Raw genomic sequence first — 16,694 nt, 5'->3', positions numbered from 1 at the left:
GACAACACCCGAACCCACCGCCAATAATCAGAAAAGTCATACGACAACCTACAACAATTAACAACAAGAGCCGGCCATGACCACTACCCCCCTCAATCGCCTGCTGCTCACCGGAGCCGCAGGCGGCCTGGGCAAGGTCCTTCGCGAACGCCTGCAAGGCTACGCCGAGGTCCTGCGCCTTTCCGACATCAGCGCCATGGCCCCCGCTGCGGGCCCGCATGAAGAAGTCATCACCTGTGACCTGGCCGACAAGGCTGCGGTACATGCCTTGGTCGAAGGCGTGGATGCCATCATCCACTTCGGCGGCGTGTCCACCGAACATTCCTTCGAAGACATTCTCGGCCCCAACATCTGCGGCGTGTTCCACGTCTACGAGGCGGCGCGCAAGCACGGGGTGAAGCGCATCATCTTCGCCAGCTCCAACCACACCATCGGCTTCTACCGCCAGGATGAGCGTATCGACGCCCACTCCCCGCGTCGCCCCGACAGTTACTACGGGCTGTCCAAGTGCTACGGCGAGGATGTCGCCAGTTTCTACTTCGACCGCTACGGCATCGAGACTGTCAGCATTCGCATAGGCTCGTCGTTCCCGCAGCCCCAGAACCCACGCATGCTCTGCACGTGGCTGAGCTATGACGACCTGGTGCAGCTGATCGAGCGCGGGCTTTTCACCCCCAACGTTGGCCACACCATCGTCTACGGCGCTTCCGACAACCGCACCGTGTGGTGGGACAACCGCCATGCCGAGCACCTTGGCTATGCGCCCAAGGACAGCTCCGAGCCCTTCCGCGCCGCAGTAGAAGCCCAGCCGGCGCCCGCCGCCGATGACCCGAGCATGGTCTACCAGGGCGGCGCTTTCGCCGTCGCCGGCCCGTTCGACTGACCCACGCACGCCAGGAGGCACGGCCATGAACTGTGAATTGATCGTTGACGCCCGTAACAGCACAGGCGAAAGCCCCGTGTGGCACCCAGGCGAGCAGGCCCTGTACTGGGTCGACATTCCCGCCCGCCAGCTGCACTGCTGGCAAGCGGCCGATGGCAGACACCAGGTCTGGCAGGGTGACGAGATGCTGGCCTGCATCGCCCGCAGCGGCCAGGGTTGGGTCGCCGGCATGGAAAGCGGCATCTTCCAGCTCCAGGCCAAGCCCGACGGCAGCCTTGATAGCCGCCTGCTCAGCAGCGTGCCGCACGCCCAGGCCGGCATGCGCTTCAACGATGGCCGCTGCGACCGCCAAGGCCGCTTCTGGGCCGGCACCATGCTGCTGGACATGCAGCAAGGTGCCCATGTGGGTGCGCTGTACCGCCATGATGGAGAAGGCCAGCTGCACCTGCAGCAAGACGGCATGATCGTGCCCAACGGCCTGGCTTTCAGCCCCGACGGCACGCGCATGTACCTGTCCGACTCGCACCCCAACGTGCAGAAGGTCTGGGCTTTCGACTACGACATCGACAGCGGCACGCCGCACAACAAGCGGCTGTTCGTCGACATGCGCGGCTACCCAGGGCGCCCCGATGGCGCGGCCATCGACCAGGACGGCTGCTACTGGATCTGCGGCAACGATGCTGGGCAGATCCACCGCTTCACCCCAGACGGGCGCCTCGACCGCTCGCTGAGCGTACCGGTGAAAAAGCCGGCAATGTGCGCCTTTGGCGGCGCCAACTTCGACACCCTGTACGTCACGTCCATCCGCCCAGCAGGCACAGACCTCAGCGACCAGCCCCTCGCTGGCGGGGTATTTGCCCTCAACCCTGGCACCAAGGGCCTAGAGGAACCTGCCTACCGGGGCTGACGCCCCTTGCCGCACCAACACTTGCACACACGAAACCGGATAATAAAAACCACGGAGTTTCATCATGACGTTCAAACGCAAGCTACTCCTTGCCGTACTCCCGTTTGCCTTTAGCGTGGCCATGCCTGCTTCGGCACTGGACATCAAGTTCGCCGAAATTCACCCGGCCGGCTACCCGACCGTGGTCGCCGAACAGAACATGGGCAAAAAGCTCGAGCAGGCCAGTAATGGCGACATCACCTTCAAGATGTTTGCCGGCGGTGTGCTGGGTTCGGAAAAGGAAGTGATCGAACAGGCGCAGATCGGTGCCGTGCAGATGACCCGCGTCAGCCTGGGGATCGTCGGCCCGGTGGTGCCGGACGTGAACGTGTTCAACATGCCGTTCGTGTTCCGCGACCATGATCACATGCGCAAGATCATCGACGGCGAGATCGGCCAGGAAATCCTCGACAAGATCACCAACTCCGATTTCAACCTGGTAGCCCTGGCCTGGATGGACGGCGGCTCGCGCAGCATCTATACGAAGAAGCCGGTACGCAGCCTGGAAGACCTCAAGGGCATGAAAATTCGCGTACAGGGCAACCCGCTGTTCATCGACATGATGAACGCCATGGGCGGCAACGGCATCGCCATGGACACCGGGGAAATTTTCAGCGCCCTGCAAACCGGCGTGATCGATGGCGCCGAGAACAACCCGCCTACCCTGCTTGAGCACAACCACTTCCAGAGCGCCAAGTACTACACCCTGACCGGCCACCTGATCCTGCCGGAACCCGTGGTGATGTCCAAGACCACCTGGAACAAGCTCAGCCCCGAGCAGCAGGCGTTGGTGAAAAAGGTTGCACGTGAGGCGCAGATGGAAGAACGCGCGCTGTGGGATGCCAAGTCCGCCGCCAGCGAAGAGAAGCTCAAGGCCGCAGGTGTCGAGTTCATTACCGTGGACAAAAAGCCGTTCTATGACGCCACCGCTTCGGTGCGCGAGAAGTACGGCGCGCCGTACGCCGACCTGATGAAGCGTATCGACGCCGTCCAGTAATACCAGCCCCTTCCAAGACGACCTCGGCAGTGCGGCGCCCGCCGCCCTGCCGCTTTGGTGATGCCTATGAAATCGCTTTTCCTGAGCGTGAACGACACGCTGTACCGCAGCTGCATCTGGATCGCGGGCCTGTCGATCCTGGCCATGACGCTGATCATCCCGTGGGGCATCTTCGCCCGCTACGTGCTGGGCACCGGCTCCAGCTGGCCAGAGCCAGTCTCGATCCTGCTGATGGTGGTGTTCACCTTCGTTGGTGCCGCCGCCAGCTATCGCGCCGGGGCGCACATGGCGGTGGGGATGATCACCGACCGGTTGCCGCCGCTGCAGCGCCAGTTGGTCGCCCTGCTGGTACAACTGCTGATGATCGTGGTGTGCGTGTTCATGACCTATTACGGCACCCGGCTGTGCATCACCACCTGGAACCAGTCGCTGGCCTCGCTGCCCGGTGTGCGGGTGGGCATGACCTACGCGCCGATCCCGGTCGGCGGCGTGCTGACGCTGGTGTTCGTGCTGGAAAAACTCCTGCTGGGCGATCAGAGCAACCGCAAGGTCGTGCGCTTTGACCTGGTCGAAGAAAACGAAGGAGCTGCATAAATGGAAGCGTTCATTCTGTTGGGCAGTTTCATCGTGCTGATTCTGATCGGTATGCCGGTGGCCTACGCCCTGGGCCTGTCGGCGCTGATCGGCGCCTGGTGGATCGACATCCCGCTGCAAGCGATGATGATCCAGGTGGCCAGTGGGGTTAACAAGTTCTCGCTGCTGGCCATTCCGTTCTTCGTGCTGGCCGGCGCAATCATGGCCGAAGGCGGCATGTCACGACGGCTGGTGGCCTTTGCCGGGGTGCTGGTGGGCTTCGTGCGTGGCGGCCTGTCGCTGGTCAACATCATGGCCTCGACCTTCTTCGGCGCAATTTCCGGCTCGTCGGTGGCCGACACCGCCTCGGTGGGCTCTGTGCTTATCCCGGAGATGGAGCGCAAAGGTTACCCGCGTGAATTCTCAACCGCCGTGACCGTCAGTGGCTCGGTGCAGGCGCTGCTGACCCCGCCCAGTCACAACTCAGTGCTGTACTCGCTGGCGGCGGGCGGCACGGTATCCATTGCCTCGCTGTTCATGGCGGGCGTGATGCCCGGCTTGCTGCTGAGCGCGGTGATGATGGGCCTGTGCCTGATCTTCGCGAAGAAGCGCAACTACCCCAAGGGCGAAGTGATCCCGCTGCGCCAGGCGTTGAAGATTGCCGGTGAGGCGCTGTGGGGCCTGATGGCCATGGTCATCATTCTCGGCGGCATCCTGTCGGGCGTGTTCACCGCGACCGAATCGGCAGCCGTGGCGGTGGTGTGGTCATTCTTCGTGACCATGTTCATCTACCGCGACTACAAGTGGCGCGACCTGCCCAAGCTGATGCACCGCACGGTACGGACCATCTCCATCGTGATGATCCTGATCGGCTTCGCCGCCAGCTTCGGCTACGTGATGACCCTGATGCAGATCCCGTCGAAGATCACCACGGCGTTCCTGACCCTGTCGGACAACCGCTATGTGATCCTGATGTGCATCAACTTCATGCTGTTGCTGCTGGGCACGGTGATGGACATGGCGCCGCTGATCCTGATCCTTACGCCGATCCTGCTGCCGGTGATTACCGGTATTGGTGTAGACCCGGTGCACTTCGGCATGATCATGCTGGTGAACCTGGGGATCGGGCTGATAACGCCACCGGTGGGCGCCGTGCTGTTCGTGGGCTCGGCCATCGGCAAGGTGAGCATCGAGTCGACGGTGAAGGCGCTGCTGCCGTTCTACCTGGCGCTGTTCCTGGTGCTGATGGCGGTGACTTACATACCGGCCATCTCCCTGTGGCTGCCTAGCGTGGTGCTGTAACTGCAATCGGGGCCGCTCTGCGCCCCATCGCCGGCAAGCCAGCTCCCACAGGATTGTGCAGCCTTCCAGCCCTGCGCAACCCCTGTGGGAGCTGGCTTGCCGGCGATGGGCTGCAAAGCAGCCCTCTGGTTCTTTCTGCAAATGGATCCTGCACATGGCTGTTCCCTCCTCGGCTGTACCTCTATTCCCGCGCAAACTGGCCATCGCCCTGCTCGCCCTGCTGGCCTGTTCATTCGCCGGCAACCACATCGCCGCGCGCATTGCCTTCGATGACGGCACCGGCGTGCTGCTGGCGATTCTCTGCCGCTCAGGCATCACCTTGCTGGTGCTGGCCTGCCTGCTGTTGTGGCAACGCCAGGCGCTGGGCCTGCCCGCAGGCACCCGGCACTGGCAACTGCTGCTCGGCCTGCTGATCGCCACCCAAAGCCTGTGCCTGTACTCGGCGGTGGCGCGCATTCCGGTAGCCCTGGCGCTGCTGGTGGGCAACACCTTCCCGATGCTGCTGGCGCTGCTCACCTGGGCGCTGGGCGGCGCTCGCCCCACGGGCCGCACCGTGCTGTTCATGGGCCTGATCCTGTGCGGCCTGGTGCTGGCGCTGGATGTGCCGGCACGCCTGGCCGACAGCGGCGTGGCCAACCCGCACTGGGTGCCTGGGGTCAGCCTGGCCTTTGGCGCCGCCTGTGCCTTTGCCTGCGCCTTGTGGATCACCGACCACAAGCTGGCCAGCGTGCGCGGCCCCGTGCGCAGCCTGCTGACCTTGCTGATCGTGTTCTCCAGCATGCTGGTTGCAGGCGCAAGCGGCGTGATGCCGTCAGGCTTGTCACTGCCGGGCAGCAGCAGTGGCTGGGTGGCTCTGGCCTGCCTGGTGGTGCTGTATGGCCTGGCCTTCACCTTGCTGTTCGTCTGCGTACCAAAGCTGAACATGGCGCAGAACGCACCGGTGATGAACGTCGAGCCCATCGCCACACTGCTGCTGGGCTGGGCCTTGCTCGACCAGCAGCTCGGCACCCTGCAATTACTCGGCGGCGCCGTGGTGGTGTGCGGCATCGTGCTGCTCACCTACCGTCGGGCCAGTTGATTGTTCATCTGAAAGGAGCCTTGAATGGCTGTGACCGAACTGCACCTGCAGGACCGCCTGACCCGCCTGAGCCTGGCTCCGGAGCTGGGCGCCAGCCTGGTCAACTGGGAAGTGAAAGCGAGCGGGCAAGCGCTGCTGCGCCATTCCGACCTGGCCGCATTGGAAAGTGGTACGCCACGACGCCTCGCCTGCTACCCGCTGGCGCCTTGGTCCAACCGTATTGCGGAGGGTGGTTTTGCCCGGCCCGAGGGTTGGCAGCCACTGGCACCGAATACCGGGCATGACCCTTATCCGATTCATGGCAGTGCCTGGCAGCAGGCCTGGCAGGTGGAGCACCACAGCGAGCGACGCGCGCGCCTGACGCTGCACAGTGAAGTGCCGTTTGCCTACCTGGCCACGCTGGACGTGCACTTGCACGAGGGGTGCCTGAACCTGGACCTGCATGTCACCCATCTGGATGAGGCGGCAACCTGGTATGGCTTGGGGTTGCACCCTTACTTTCCGCGGTATCCCGATACCCAGCTGTATGCCACGGCACGCAAGGTGTGGCTGGCCGAGCCCGGGCGTTTGCCGTCGTACCAGGCCCAGGTGCCCGAGCAGTGGTGCTTCAATGCCTTGGGCCGTTTGCCCGAGACGGTGGTCGATCATGCCTTCAGTGGCTGGCCCGGAGAGTGTGTGATCGAACAGCCAAGCGCGGGTTATCGACTGGCGTGCAGTGCCAGCGGGGCTGAGCAATTCTTGCTGTTTTGCCCGCAGGGGCAAGGTTTTTTCTGCTTTGAACCGGTAAGCCACCCGGTCAATGCGCATCACCTGCCAGGGCGGCCGGGGTTGCGGTTGTTGCAGCGGGGGGAAGGAATGAGCCTGGGGTTCAGGATGCAGTATCGACCCCTTTGATTGTGTTGCCTTGATGGGGGCTGCTGCGCAGCCCATCGCCGGCAAGCCAGCTCCCACCCGACCGGATGCGCAGTACCTGTGGGAGCCTGGCTTGCCAGCGATGGGCCGCAAAGCGGCCCCAAATTCTCACGCCTTAAGCCAATGCCTCGGTAGCCCTCACCATTGGCTTGCTGGATACATCTCCCCGCACCTCCCGCGCCACCTTCCACACCAGCACTGCCGCCACAATATCGAACGCCGCCAGCACCACGAACAGCGGGCTGTAGCCAATCTGCGTGACAAGCACCCCGAACACCAGGGTAAACGCTGCTGCCCCCAGGTAACCGCACATGCCGCCCATGCCGGTCGCCGTGGCCACCTGGTCCTTGCTGAACGAGTCGGAAGTGATGGAGTACAGCGCCCCTGACAGCGTCTGGTGGGCAAACCCGCCAATGCACAGCAACAGGATCGCCGTGTAAGGGCTTTCCACCAGGCCGATGCAGGCCGGGCCGATCATGCAACTGGCCCCAAACACCAGGACCATCTTGCGCGAGGTGAACAACGACACCTTGAAGTAGCGGTGGAACAGCGGGCTCAGATACCCACCCAGCACACAACCGATATCGGCAGCCAGGAACGGCAGCCAGGCGAACATCGCCACTTCCTTGATGTTCATGTGCCGCTCGGTCATCAGGTACAGTGGAATCCAGGCATTGAAGGTTTGCCAGGCCGGCTCGGAGAGGATCCGCGCCGATGCGATGGCGTAGAAGTTGCGCGCCTTGAAGATGCGCTTCCACGCGCCCTTCTCGCGGCTGTCCTGTTTGAAGTGCGCTTCCTGCCCGGCCAGGATGTAGTCGCGCTCCTCATCACTCAGGCGTTTCTGGTCGCGCGGGTGCTTGTACAACAGCATCCACAGCAGGGTCCAGACGATGCCGGAGACGCCAACAATCACGAATGCCAGCTGCCAGCCACTGTGCAGAATCGCCCACACCACCAGCGGCGGTGCCAGCAAGGCGCCCAGCGATGAGCCGATATTGAACCAGCCGATCGCCACCGAGCGCTCCTTGGCCGGGAACCACTCGGTGGTTGCCTTGACCCCGGCCGGCAAGCCGGCGGCTTCGGTCATGCCCAGCAGCCCGCGCATGAAGGCCATGCTCTGCCAGCCGGTGGCCAGGGCCGCGCCAGCACAGGCCAGCGACCAGGCCATGGCGAACACGGCAAAGCCCAGCTTGGTGCCAATGAAATCAATGAACCAGCCGGCTACCGGCTGCATGAGGGCGTAGCACACCTGCCAACTGGCGACGATCTTGGCGTATTGTTCGGTACTGATGGAGAGGTCGGTCATCAAGGTGGGGGCGGCCACCGAGAGGGTGTTGCGGGCGAGGTAGTTGACGACGAGCCCAGCCGTGACAAGGCTGACCATCCACCAACGGATGCCTTTCATCTTCATGGTTCACCTGAATTTCTTGTTTTTAGACTGGCGAGCGATTGGCGCGAACACCGGCAGCGGTATTTGCGACAAATTGTTTCAGGCGAAAGAGTGCCACGTCATAGGTCGTCGTACAACACTTATTATTTCTTAATGTTTCGCCCCGTGTTGTACGATCTCAGTCCAGCTGTTGGGCCCGCAGCGCCTGCGCTAGCAGGTCGATGAAGGCCCTTACCTTGGCAGAGCCGTACTTGCTCTCGCGATGCAACACATGAATCGGCCAGGGCGCCTCCTCGTACTCCGCCAGGATCACCTGCAACTGCCCACTGGCCAGCTCATCTGCCACCTGGTACGACAACAGGCGGGCAATCCCCAGCCCGCCGCTGGCGGCAGCGATCGCCCCGTCATTGCTGGTCACCGTCAGGCGCGGCTTCATGCGCACCAGGGTTGGCTCTTCTGTCACGCCAAAGCGCCAGCCGGCACGGGGCGACAGGTTGGTGGTGCCGATCACTGCATGCCCGGCCAGGTCGGAGGGATGCTTCGGCACGCCATGGCGCGCCAGGTAGTCGGGGGACGCACACAACATGCGCCGTACCCTGCCGACCCGCAACGCCTTCAACCCGGAGTCGGGCAATGGGCCGATGCGCACGGCCACGTCCATGCCCTCCTCGACCATGTTCACCACGCGGTCGAGGAAGTAGGCAGAAACATCGACGTCCGGGTACTGCTGCAGGTAGCGGACGATACACGGCATGACAAACTTCTTGCCGAACAGAATCGGGGCGGTTACTGCCAGGTCGCCTTTGGGGGTGGCGTTAATGCCGGCGGCCGCTTCGTTGGCCTCATGGATACTGGCCAGAATATGCCGGGTGTCCTCCAGGTAGCGGCCGCCAGCTTCGGTCAACCGCACACTACGGGTAGTGCGCAGCAGCAACTTGACCCCAAGCTGGTCTTCCAGGGCACTGACGGCGCGGGTGACGGCGGCCGGGGAAATGTCCAGGCGCCGGGCAGCAGCGGCGAAGCTTTCCAGCTCACCTACCGCGACGAACACCTTCATCAGGTGGATCTGGTCCATGCGGGCTCCTGAGTATTTGGGGTGCCAGGATTATCGGATATTCGGCTGTTCTGTGCTGCCTGCCGGCGATGAGGCCAGGACAGGCATATCAGATATCCAGCACCAGCGCCTGTACCCCCTCCTCCACCTGCGCCGGCACCGCACAACAGATCAGCACCGATCCCGCCTCCGGCAGCTCTGCCGGCGGGTTCGGATAATGCACCTGGCCGCTTACCAGCCTGGTCTTGCAGGTACCGCACGACCCACCCCGGCAACTGAACTCGGGCGCAAGCCCCCGTGCCTCGGCCAGCTCCAGCAGGGTGCCGCTGCCCGGTACCCATCGCGCTTCCTTGGCCGACGCTGCGAAGTACACCGGTACTGGCTCGCTTGCCGAGGGCGGCTGTTGCAAGGTAGGTTGGCCTGCATCCGTGTGCCGCCGCAGCGTCGACGGCCCAAAGGCTTCAGCGTGAATGCGCGCATCGGGCACATGCACCGAACGCAGCCCTTCATACAGGTCCTGAGTGAAACTGCCCGGGCCGCATAGGTAGAAATCGTAGTCGTCCAGCGCCAGCGTCGCCTTGACCTGCTCGATACCCAGCCGGCCGACAAACTCATAATCCTGCCCGACCACGGCATGGTCTTCTGGCTGACTCAGGGCGCGATGAACGTGTAGCAAGCCCCCGGCCTGTTGGCGCAGGCCCGCCAGTTCCCGCCCGAATGGCAAGTCGGCGAGGCTGCGAGCACCATGGAACAAATGAATTCGCCGTGCCTGACCTTTGCGCAATTGCTCACGCAGCATGGCCAGCAACGGCGTGATCCCCACACCCGCGCCAATCAGCACAAGCGGGCGCGTACTCTGCTCATCCAGTGTGAAACTGCCCATAGGCGCGCGCACATCCAGCACATCACCTGGCTTGACGCGCTCATGCAGGTGCCGAGAGGCGGGCCCCTGCGCTTTTACGCTGATACGCAGGTAGCCATCGGACGGTGCGCTCGACAAGCTGTAGGTCCGGATCATCGCGGCCTCACCGTCGATCTGCACGTGCACCGGAATGTGTTGCCCCGGCGCAAAGGCCACACTGCCATCACTCGGCGGTTCAAGGTAGAACGAGCGGATATCGCGGCTCTCCTGCTCCACCCGCAGCACACGCCAGGCCTGCCATTGACGCTGTCGCTGGCGTTGCTGCAGGCGTGCATCTGCCTCGGCCCAGGTGCCCGTCATCAGGCTGGTCGGTGCGTACTCCTTGAACGCCCAACGCAGGGAAACCGCCGCCTGGCGCCACACTACCTGCTCCACTTCCAGCGTCCACAGCCGCTCGGCACCTTCGAAGGCCTGGATGGCCGGGCTGTCCAGCAGCACCTCGGCACGCCCGCACAGCTGCAGCACGTTGCCGTTGCTGAAGTCGATGAACAGCAAGCCGGCCCGCGGGTTCACCAACAAGTTGCCCAAGGTGTTGAAGTGCAGGTTGCCCGCGTAGTCGGGAATGATCAGCCGATTACCCTCGACCTTGACGAACCCTGGCCGGCCGCCACGGTGAGAGACATCCACAGAGCGCTGGCTGTCACCCTGCTCGACGTAGCTGGCGACAAAGAACGTGTCGGCGGCCTGGATCATGCTGACGCTTTTGGCGTCCAGCGTTGTCGCATCGACACGCGCCTGGGCGGGCTCGGCGACACGGGTGTAGTCACGCAACTGGATGTACTGCGGGCAGTTGCCGAACGACTGCTCCACCCTCACCTGCAGTTGCCCTTCGGCAGCCTGGCGGATCTGCCCGTTGATGCGATTGCGCCGACGGGTGTGCAGTTCGATACCCAGCAGGCCGACCGCCTGCCCGGCTACCAGCCCCGGCGTGGCGGGGTCATCTGCTGGCAGCGTGGTGTCGATCGTCAGCACGCGAGGGTCGGGCGAACTGACGAACCCTTCCGGCCCTTCCAGCAGGGTGGCCCAAGGCCGACCCAAGGCGTCCACACTGGCGGCGACCATGAACGGCAACTGGTGATAGAAACTACGGTGCTGGTCGGGCATGTAGTCACGAATGACCTTTTGCCCGAACGCCTCCATGCGCTCTGCTACACCGGCCTTTTCCTGCAGGGTTTTCTCGCCCGCATGCCAGGGCGAGGGGCGATGGTCCGGGGGCTGTTGCATGGTGGCGTTCCTCTCGAAGGCGAGGTATCAGGCGCTGGTCTGCAGCCCGATCACAGTACGTGGCATGGGCACGAAGCCCGGCAGCGACTCGATCCGTGCCAGCCAACTGCGCACGTTGGCATAGGGCTCCAGCGACACGTTGCCTTCGGGGGCGTGGGCGATGTACGAGTAGTTGGCGATGTCGGCGATGGTGGGCGTGCTGCCCGCCAGGAATGGCGCCTTGACCAGCTCGGCGTCGATCACCTTGAGCAGGGTATGGGCACGGGCAATGACTTCGTCGGTGTTGAACGCAGCGCCGAACACGGTCACCAGGCGCGCAGCAGCGGGGCCAAAGGCCAGCGGGCCGGCAGCCACCGACAACCAGCGCTGCACACGGGCGGCGGCAGCGGGTTCTTCGGGCAACCAGGTGCCGTTGTCGTACTTTTTGGCCAGGTAGACGAGGATGGCATTGGAATCGGCGATCACCGTGCCGTTGTCATCGATGACCGGGACTTGGCCGAACGGGTTGAGGGCCAGAAAATCCGGCTGCTTGTGCGCGCCTTTGGCCAGGTCGACGAACACCAGCTCGGTGGGCAGGTTGAGCAGCGAGAGCATCAATTCGATGCGATGGGCATGGCCAGACTTGGGGAAGTTGTAGAGCTTGATCGGGTTCGACATGGGTTTTGCTCCTGGTCAGCACCGGGATGGGCTGGTGGAGCCTATGCTGCACTGGATCGGCTGGCAGCAGAATCAGCGCGCAAGGGAAACCATAATTTCGCGGGGCGGAATAATGGTTTCCTCTGCGCAAGTACGGGCAGGCCAGCGCTAGCAAACAAACATCAGGTCAGTGCAACTTCTTGAAATGCCGGAACAATCCACGTGCAGCCTCGACCACCTGCGGAACACAGTCCTGGATATCGGCTTCGCTCATCTGATCTAGCAGCTCGAAGTTATCTTCAAGCCCATGCAGGGAAATGGCCTTGAGCAATGGGTCCTGCTCTGGCGGCAACTCGCCCCAACCGGCAACCTGGGTGCCGCGCATATAGCCGAAGCACCACTCCTCCAGAACGATCACCGTGCCTGCCTCGCCCTCGGTTTCCTCGAACAGCGGCTCGAAATGGTCGACGTTGTCAGACAGTTCCTCATTCACCTGATTGGCATAGCGCAACATCAACGCGGTGTACGCTTCCTCGTGCGCTGGCTTCTTGAACTTCGGTACCTTGCCACCGGCCACTGCGGGCAGCCATTGCTCGGGGAAAACGGTCACCGGCGAGCTGGCCAGTGCTGTGAAAAAGCCATTGAGCTCGGCCAGGTTCAGCACGGAATAGTCGTTGCCGTAGGTGATCAACAGGTCTTCGAGACGGTCGAGTTCTTTTTCGCTGAGTACGGGGAGCATGGGTCAGAATCCTGGGAAGCAAAAGTGTGTGCACCCTAGCACAGCAAGGCCGCAAGGGCTGCCCGCGTGATACATGGCGCGGGCAGATCGGTCAGGCGTGCAACCAGTCCTGCAGCTCATGTCGCCGGTCGGTGCCGATCAGCAGCCACAGCAAGATGCGGCACTTGCGCGGGCAGAGTTGCCCGGCCATGTGCACGCCTTTTTTCTGCAGATCGATCTCTGCACCGGCAAATCCATAGGTTGCCCGGGCGGTTGGCCCATTACCTGTGCGTGTGGCCACCACTACCGGCAAGGTGGGCGCCACGTGTTCCAGCACATCGGACCAACTCGCGCTGACATGCCCAGCGCCGAAGCCGGCGATGACCAAGCCTTCATAACCCGATGTGGCCACCGCGTGCAGCAGCGCCGTGTCTGCGTCCAGGCAGGCTTCCAGCAGGGCAACGCGCTGGTCGGTGCGATGCGGTAACGGCAGCACTTCCCGGCGCCCTGGCGCATGGTGATACAGCACAGCCCCCTCCACCACTTCGCCCAATGGGCCACACCTCGGCGATTCGAATGCCGCTATCGCCATGCTGGCGGTCTTGCGAACCCTTGCCGCGCAGTGGACCTGGTCATTCATCACCACAAGCACACCTCGCCCGCAGCTGCCCGGTGCCAATGCAACCTGAGCCGCAGCCAACAGGTTGGCCGGGCCATCGTTGCCCGGCTGGCTGGCCGAGCGCATGGCACCGGTCATCACCAATGGCGCATCGAACGGCCAGAGCAGATCCAGAAAATAGGCCGTTTCCTCAAGGGTGTCGGTCCCTTGACTCACTACCACAGCCTGGGCTCCGCGCTCCACCTCGAACCGGGCCCATGCCAGCACTTGCAGCAACGTCGCGAAGGCCAGCGATGCACTCGGGACCAGGCACAGTGAAGCTACGTTCAACTGCGCCATCTCGCGCAACTGGGGGACTTTAAGCAATTGCTGCTCGCAGTCGAGGCTTGGCGTTACACCACACCCAACAGCCCCCGCCTGCATACTGACTGTGCCCCCCAGGCTGGCGATCGACAGCCTGGGCAGGCTCGAATGTTCACTCATGCTTCTCCCCCCACAAGTAACCCAACCAGAGGTACGATCCCCAAGGTGCTGAGGGCCATCGATACCACGTTTCCGATGTAGCCATGCACATAAGCAGGCAAGCGCTGCGTGATCGCCACCGCCAGCGGCGGAGCCACCAGCGCACCCAGCACCGCGCTGGCCATCACCACTTGCCAGCCGCCGCCATGCGTCAGCAATGCGGCCGGGACGACCGATACGATCGGAATGTAAGTAGGGTACCACCCGCGGGCTTGCCACTGGCCTCGCCAGGTTACGACCCCAACCAGCGATGCCAGGGCCTGCCCAGCCACTATCTGCATCACCAGCATCGAACCGTATGACGGTGCAGCCGGGGCCAACAGGTACGCCAGCAACACGCCCAGCAGCAGCCCGAGGCTGGCCAGTTCATTGCCAAAAAAAGGCGCTTCGCTGAAATCGGCCAGCCCGCGCCGCAGCGTCCAGACCACACCGTAGTCTGGCTTGTTGACGACCGGTTCCACTGGGGTGGGTTCACGGCATTGGCGTACCCATGAAGGGAAGCGCTTGCACAGGATGAAAGCCACGACACTTGCCACTGCCATGCCACTCACGTTGCCAACTACCACTGGCAATTGCAGGGGATAGCACAGGTAGTTGACTATCAGCAGGCTGGCCGGTGTGACCAGTAGAGCCCCCAGTACCGCCCCCGTGATCGTCACCCGCCAGCCCGCACCAAACAGCAACACCATGGCCGCCGGCAATGACACGAAGGCGACGAAGGTGGGTTGCCAGTTGCCACTGGCCAAGGTCCACCCCCACAACGCGTGGCTGAGCAGCAAGCCCAGGAACGAACTGGTGAACACCCATGGCCATAACCCGCTGCCATAGCAAATCGCAAAGCCCTGCCAGCGGTACCCTCGCACGTGGGCCCAGTGCGCCAGGCAAGCGCCCAGCAGCAGGCCCAGTGCGGGCAGCTCATGCTTGTAGAATGCCACCTCACTGATATCACCGACGATCCAGCGCAAGCGGCTCAGGGGCTGATCGAGCGTCGCCACCATTACTGCATAATCCGGCCATTGCCCATGGGCAAGGCTCGCAACGAGCGCCAGCAGCAGACAGGCAAAAATCAACACAGGCCAACGCTGCTGTCCTGAGAAGAGTAGCGTGTTCATTTGCGACTCCTCAACGTGGCATTGGCGCGTGCAAGCGGTAACCAAGATTGGCATCGTAGAGGTCGATACGCCGGTCCCGCGGCAGGTCGTTGAGGTTGTTCCAGATCGGCGCCGAGCGTGCACTGCTCAGATCTACATCGGCATAGAGAATTTCTTCGGCCTCTGCACTGCCCACTTCGCCGATCGGCCAGCCATTGGTACCGGCGATCAGCGAGCAACCCAGGAAGCGCCCGCCCCGCTCACGCCCGACGCGGTTCGCGGCGGCGATATAAACGTTGTTGACATGCGCTGCGGTCATGGTCAGATACGAGGCCATGCAGCGCCCTGCTTCATCGAACAAGGGTGGCGGGGTCCATACCCAGTTGTTGAGGCTGCAGATGATGTCGGCGCCTTGCCCCGCCATCAGACGCGGGACTTCCGGGAACCATATGTCCCAGCATATCAGCAGGCCGATACGGCCAATCGGCGTCTCGAATACCGGGAACCCCAGATCGCCGGGGGTGAACCAAAGTTTTTCCTGGTTCCAGAGGTGCGCCTTACGGTAGTGCCCGAGCCGGCCTTCAGGGCCAAACAGTACGGCGCTGTCGTAGAGCTTCAGCCCGTCGCGCTCGGAAAAACCTGCGGCCAGGTAAACCTGGTATTCCCTGGCGAAGTCTGCCCAGGCTTTCAGACTGGGGCCGTCCTGCAGCGTCTCTGCATGGGCATAGGCTTCGGCGCGGGAGTTGAAGGTGTAGCCGGTATTGGCCAGCTCAGGCAGCACTATCAGGTTGGCGCCTTCGCGTGCTGCGCGCCGGGCCAGTGCCAGACCATTACCCAAGTTGCGCTCACAATGCTCAAGACCGACCTGGGGGTGGTACTGGATGACAGCGATACGTACAGGGCTGACGGGGGAACAGGACTCAGACATGGCGGCTTCCTTTTTGTGGTTGTTTTGGAAGGACACCAGTAAAGCGATGTTGGGCTTGGGAGGGACAGTCAGGAGGGTCCTATGGGACCGTAGGGCAATCGCATGATCGCAGTAGGACTCCCCCTACAAAATGCCCCGTACGCCGCTATTTCCCAACCTGATAATGTGGGTAGTGCTTAAGGGTAAAGCCACCATTGAATTGCGCTGAAGTGTTGGTGCAGAGGTTGATGACCGTATCAATTGCCGTGCGCAAACACGGCTCGGTCCACCCGGCGTCAACTGAGAAGGCGATATCCGACCCTGACCCGGCCATTTTCCAGCCTCTGCACCGCGCACACGGACGTATCTGTCAGCAGCCCGTCAGCTCTTTTCAGAAGGTGGTCATAAAGCGAGATCCCTCCCATGCCGACGTCCAGATACAAGAAGCTTTCGTCCAGGGCCGCAAGCCCCAGATAGGCAGGTCCTTGAAACGGCAATCCCCTGCAATCTTATAGAACCAACTGTGATGTTCTGGTGTTCTCCATGAGTTGAAGAACCTGAGAATGGCCAATTGCGAGATCAGTTCAGGGGTGGTTATGCACCACCCGCCAACACCCACAGAACCGCAAGGCTCATGTGGATGCCAGCTTGAAGTTACGATGCGGGCGTTATGCCTTACACCGCCAGCGCACGCTCACGCAGCTCGCTGTTGAGGATGCGGTCGTTCTCGCTGTAATCGACCGGGCAGTCGATCACGTGCACGCCCGGGGTCTTGATGCAGTGTTCCAGCAGTGGCAGCAGGCCTTCGGCACTTTCCACGCGGTGACCGTTGGCACCGTAGGCTTCGGCGTATTTGACGAAGTCCGGGTTGCCGTAGTCCAGGCCAAAATCGGTGAAGCCCATGTTGGCCTGCTTCCAGC

At 62.7% G+C, this 16,694-nt stretch carries 16 protein-coding genes; 7 read left to right on the top strand and 9 right to left on the bottom strand.

Going from position 1 to position 16,694, the window contains the following annotated elements:
• The first annotated feature begins 76 nt into the window (after positions 1–76).
• The 7 genes from CKW35_RS19950 (at position 77) to CKW35_RS19920 (ending at position 6,673) form a co-directional block, all read left to right on the top strand.
• The gene (locus CKW35_RS19950; RefSeq protein WP_016488689.1) at positions 77–883 is read left to right on the top strand and encodes an NAD(P)-dependent oxidoreductase; all 807 of its coding nucleotides are present in this window, start codon (positions 77–79) and stop codon (positions 881–883) included.
• Between the two features lie 25 nt (positions 884–908).
• Complete coding sequence (locus CKW35_RS19945) at positions 909–1,790, top strand: SMP-30/gluconolactonase/LRE family protein (protein ID WP_016488690.1); 882 nt, start codon at positions 909–911, stop codon at positions 1,788–1,790.
• 64 nt (positions 1,791–1,854) lie between these two features.
• Positions 1,855–2,826: a TRAP transporter substrate-binding protein gene (locus tag CKW35_RS19940; RefSeq protein WP_016488691.1), complete on the top strand. Its 972-nt coding sequence runs from the start codon at positions 1,855–1,857 to the stop codon at positions 2,824–2,826.
• 66 nt (positions 2,827–2,892) lie between these two features.
• The gene (locus CKW35_RS19935; protein ID WP_003254832.1) at positions 2,893–3,420 is read left to right on the top strand and encodes a TRAP transporter small permease; all 528 of its coding nucleotides are present in this window, start codon (positions 2,893–2,895) and stop codon (positions 3,418–3,420) included.
• Complete coding sequence (locus CKW35_RS19930) at positions 3,421–4,701, top strand: TRAP transporter large permease (RefSeq protein ID WP_016488692.1); 1,281 nt, start codon at positions 3,421–3,423, stop codon at positions 4,699–4,701.
• 154 nt (positions 4,702–4,855) lie between these two features.
• Positions 4,856–5,779, top strand: a complete 924-nt coding sequence (locus CKW35_RS19925) for an EamA family transporter (RefSeq protein WP_016488693.1) — start codon at positions 4,856–4,858, stop codon at positions 5,777–5,779.
• Between the two features lie 24 nt (positions 5,780–5,803).
• Entirely contained in the window at positions 5,804–6,673 is an 870-nt protein-coding gene (locus CKW35_RS19920) for an aldose 1-epimerase (protein ID WP_016488694.1), read from the top strand.
• A 133-nt stretch (positions 6,674–6,806) separates the two neighbouring features.
• Here the strand turns inward: CKW35_RS19920 and CKW35_RS19915 are convergent, their stop codons facing one another.
• The 9 genes from CKW35_RS19915 to CKW35_RS19870 all read right to left on the bottom strand — a co-directional run.
• Positions 6,807–8,102 (bottom strand): MFS transporter, encoded by a 1,296-nt coding sequence (locus tag CKW35_RS19915; protein ID WP_016488695.1) that lies wholly within the window; start codon positions 8,100–8,102, stop codon positions 6,807–6,809.
• A gap of 157 nt (positions 8,103–8,259) precedes the next feature.
• Complete coding sequence (locus tag CKW35_RS19910; protein ID WP_016488696.1) at positions 8,260–9,156, bottom strand: LysR family transcriptional regulator; 897 nt, start codon at positions 9,154–9,156, stop codon at positions 8,260–8,262.
• 88 nt (positions 9,157–9,244) lie between these two features.
• Positions 9,245–11,281 (bottom strand): pyridoxamine 5'-phosphate oxidase family protein, encoded by a 2,037-nt coding sequence (locus CKW35_RS19905; RefSeq protein WP_095116714.1) that lies wholly within the window; start codon positions 11,279–11,281, stop codon positions 9,245–9,247.
• 27 nt (positions 11,282–11,308) lie between these two features.
• A complete protein-coding gene (locus tag CKW35_RS19900) occupies positions 11,309–11,938 on the bottom strand; it encodes a glutathione S-transferase family protein (protein WP_095116712.1) in 630 nt (209 codons plus the stop codon).
• A 166-nt stretch (positions 11,939–12,104) separates the two neighbouring features.
• Positions 12,105–12,656 (bottom strand): UPF0149 family protein, encoded by a 552-nt coding sequence (locus CKW35_RS19895; RefSeq protein ID WP_016488699.1) that lies wholly within the window; start codon positions 12,654–12,656, stop codon positions 12,105–12,107.
• A gap of 91 nt (positions 12,657–12,747) precedes the next feature.
• Positions 12,748–13,737 (bottom strand): asparaginase, encoded by a 990-nt coding sequence (locus CKW35_RS19890; RefSeq protein WP_095116710.1) that lies wholly within the window; start codon positions 13,735–13,737, stop codon positions 12,748–12,750.
• Positions 13,734–14,888: a hypothetical protein gene (locus tag CKW35_RS19885; protein ID WP_016488701.1), complete on the bottom strand. Its 1,155-nt coding sequence runs from the start codon at positions 14,886–14,888 to the stop codon at positions 13,734–13,736. Before CKW35_RS19885 ends, CKW35_RS19890 begins: the two co-directional genes overlap by 4 nt.
• A gap of 10 nt (positions 14,889–14,898) precedes the next feature.
• Positions 14,899–15,795: a nitrilase family protein gene (locus CKW35_RS19880; protein ID WP_095116708.1), complete on the bottom strand. Its 897-nt coding sequence runs from the start codon at positions 15,793–15,795 to the stop codon at positions 14,899–14,901.
• 654 nt (positions 15,796–16,449) lie between these two features.
• On the bottom strand, positions 16,450–16,694 hold a 245-nt coding region (locus CKW35_RS19870; RefSeq protein WP_232248896.1), incomplete at its 5' end, for a thiamine pyrophosphate-dependent enzyme.

It is taken from the genome of Pseudomonas sp. Irchel 3F3 (assembly GCF_900187545.1).
In the GTDB taxonomy this organism is placed as follows: domain Bacteria; phylum Pseudomonadota; class Gammaproteobacteria; order Pseudomonadales; family Pseudomonadaceae; genus Aquipseudomonas; species Aquipseudomonas fortuita.
Note: the sequence above shows the minus strand (reverse complement) of the source record. Positions and strands in the feature narration are given on the sequence as shown.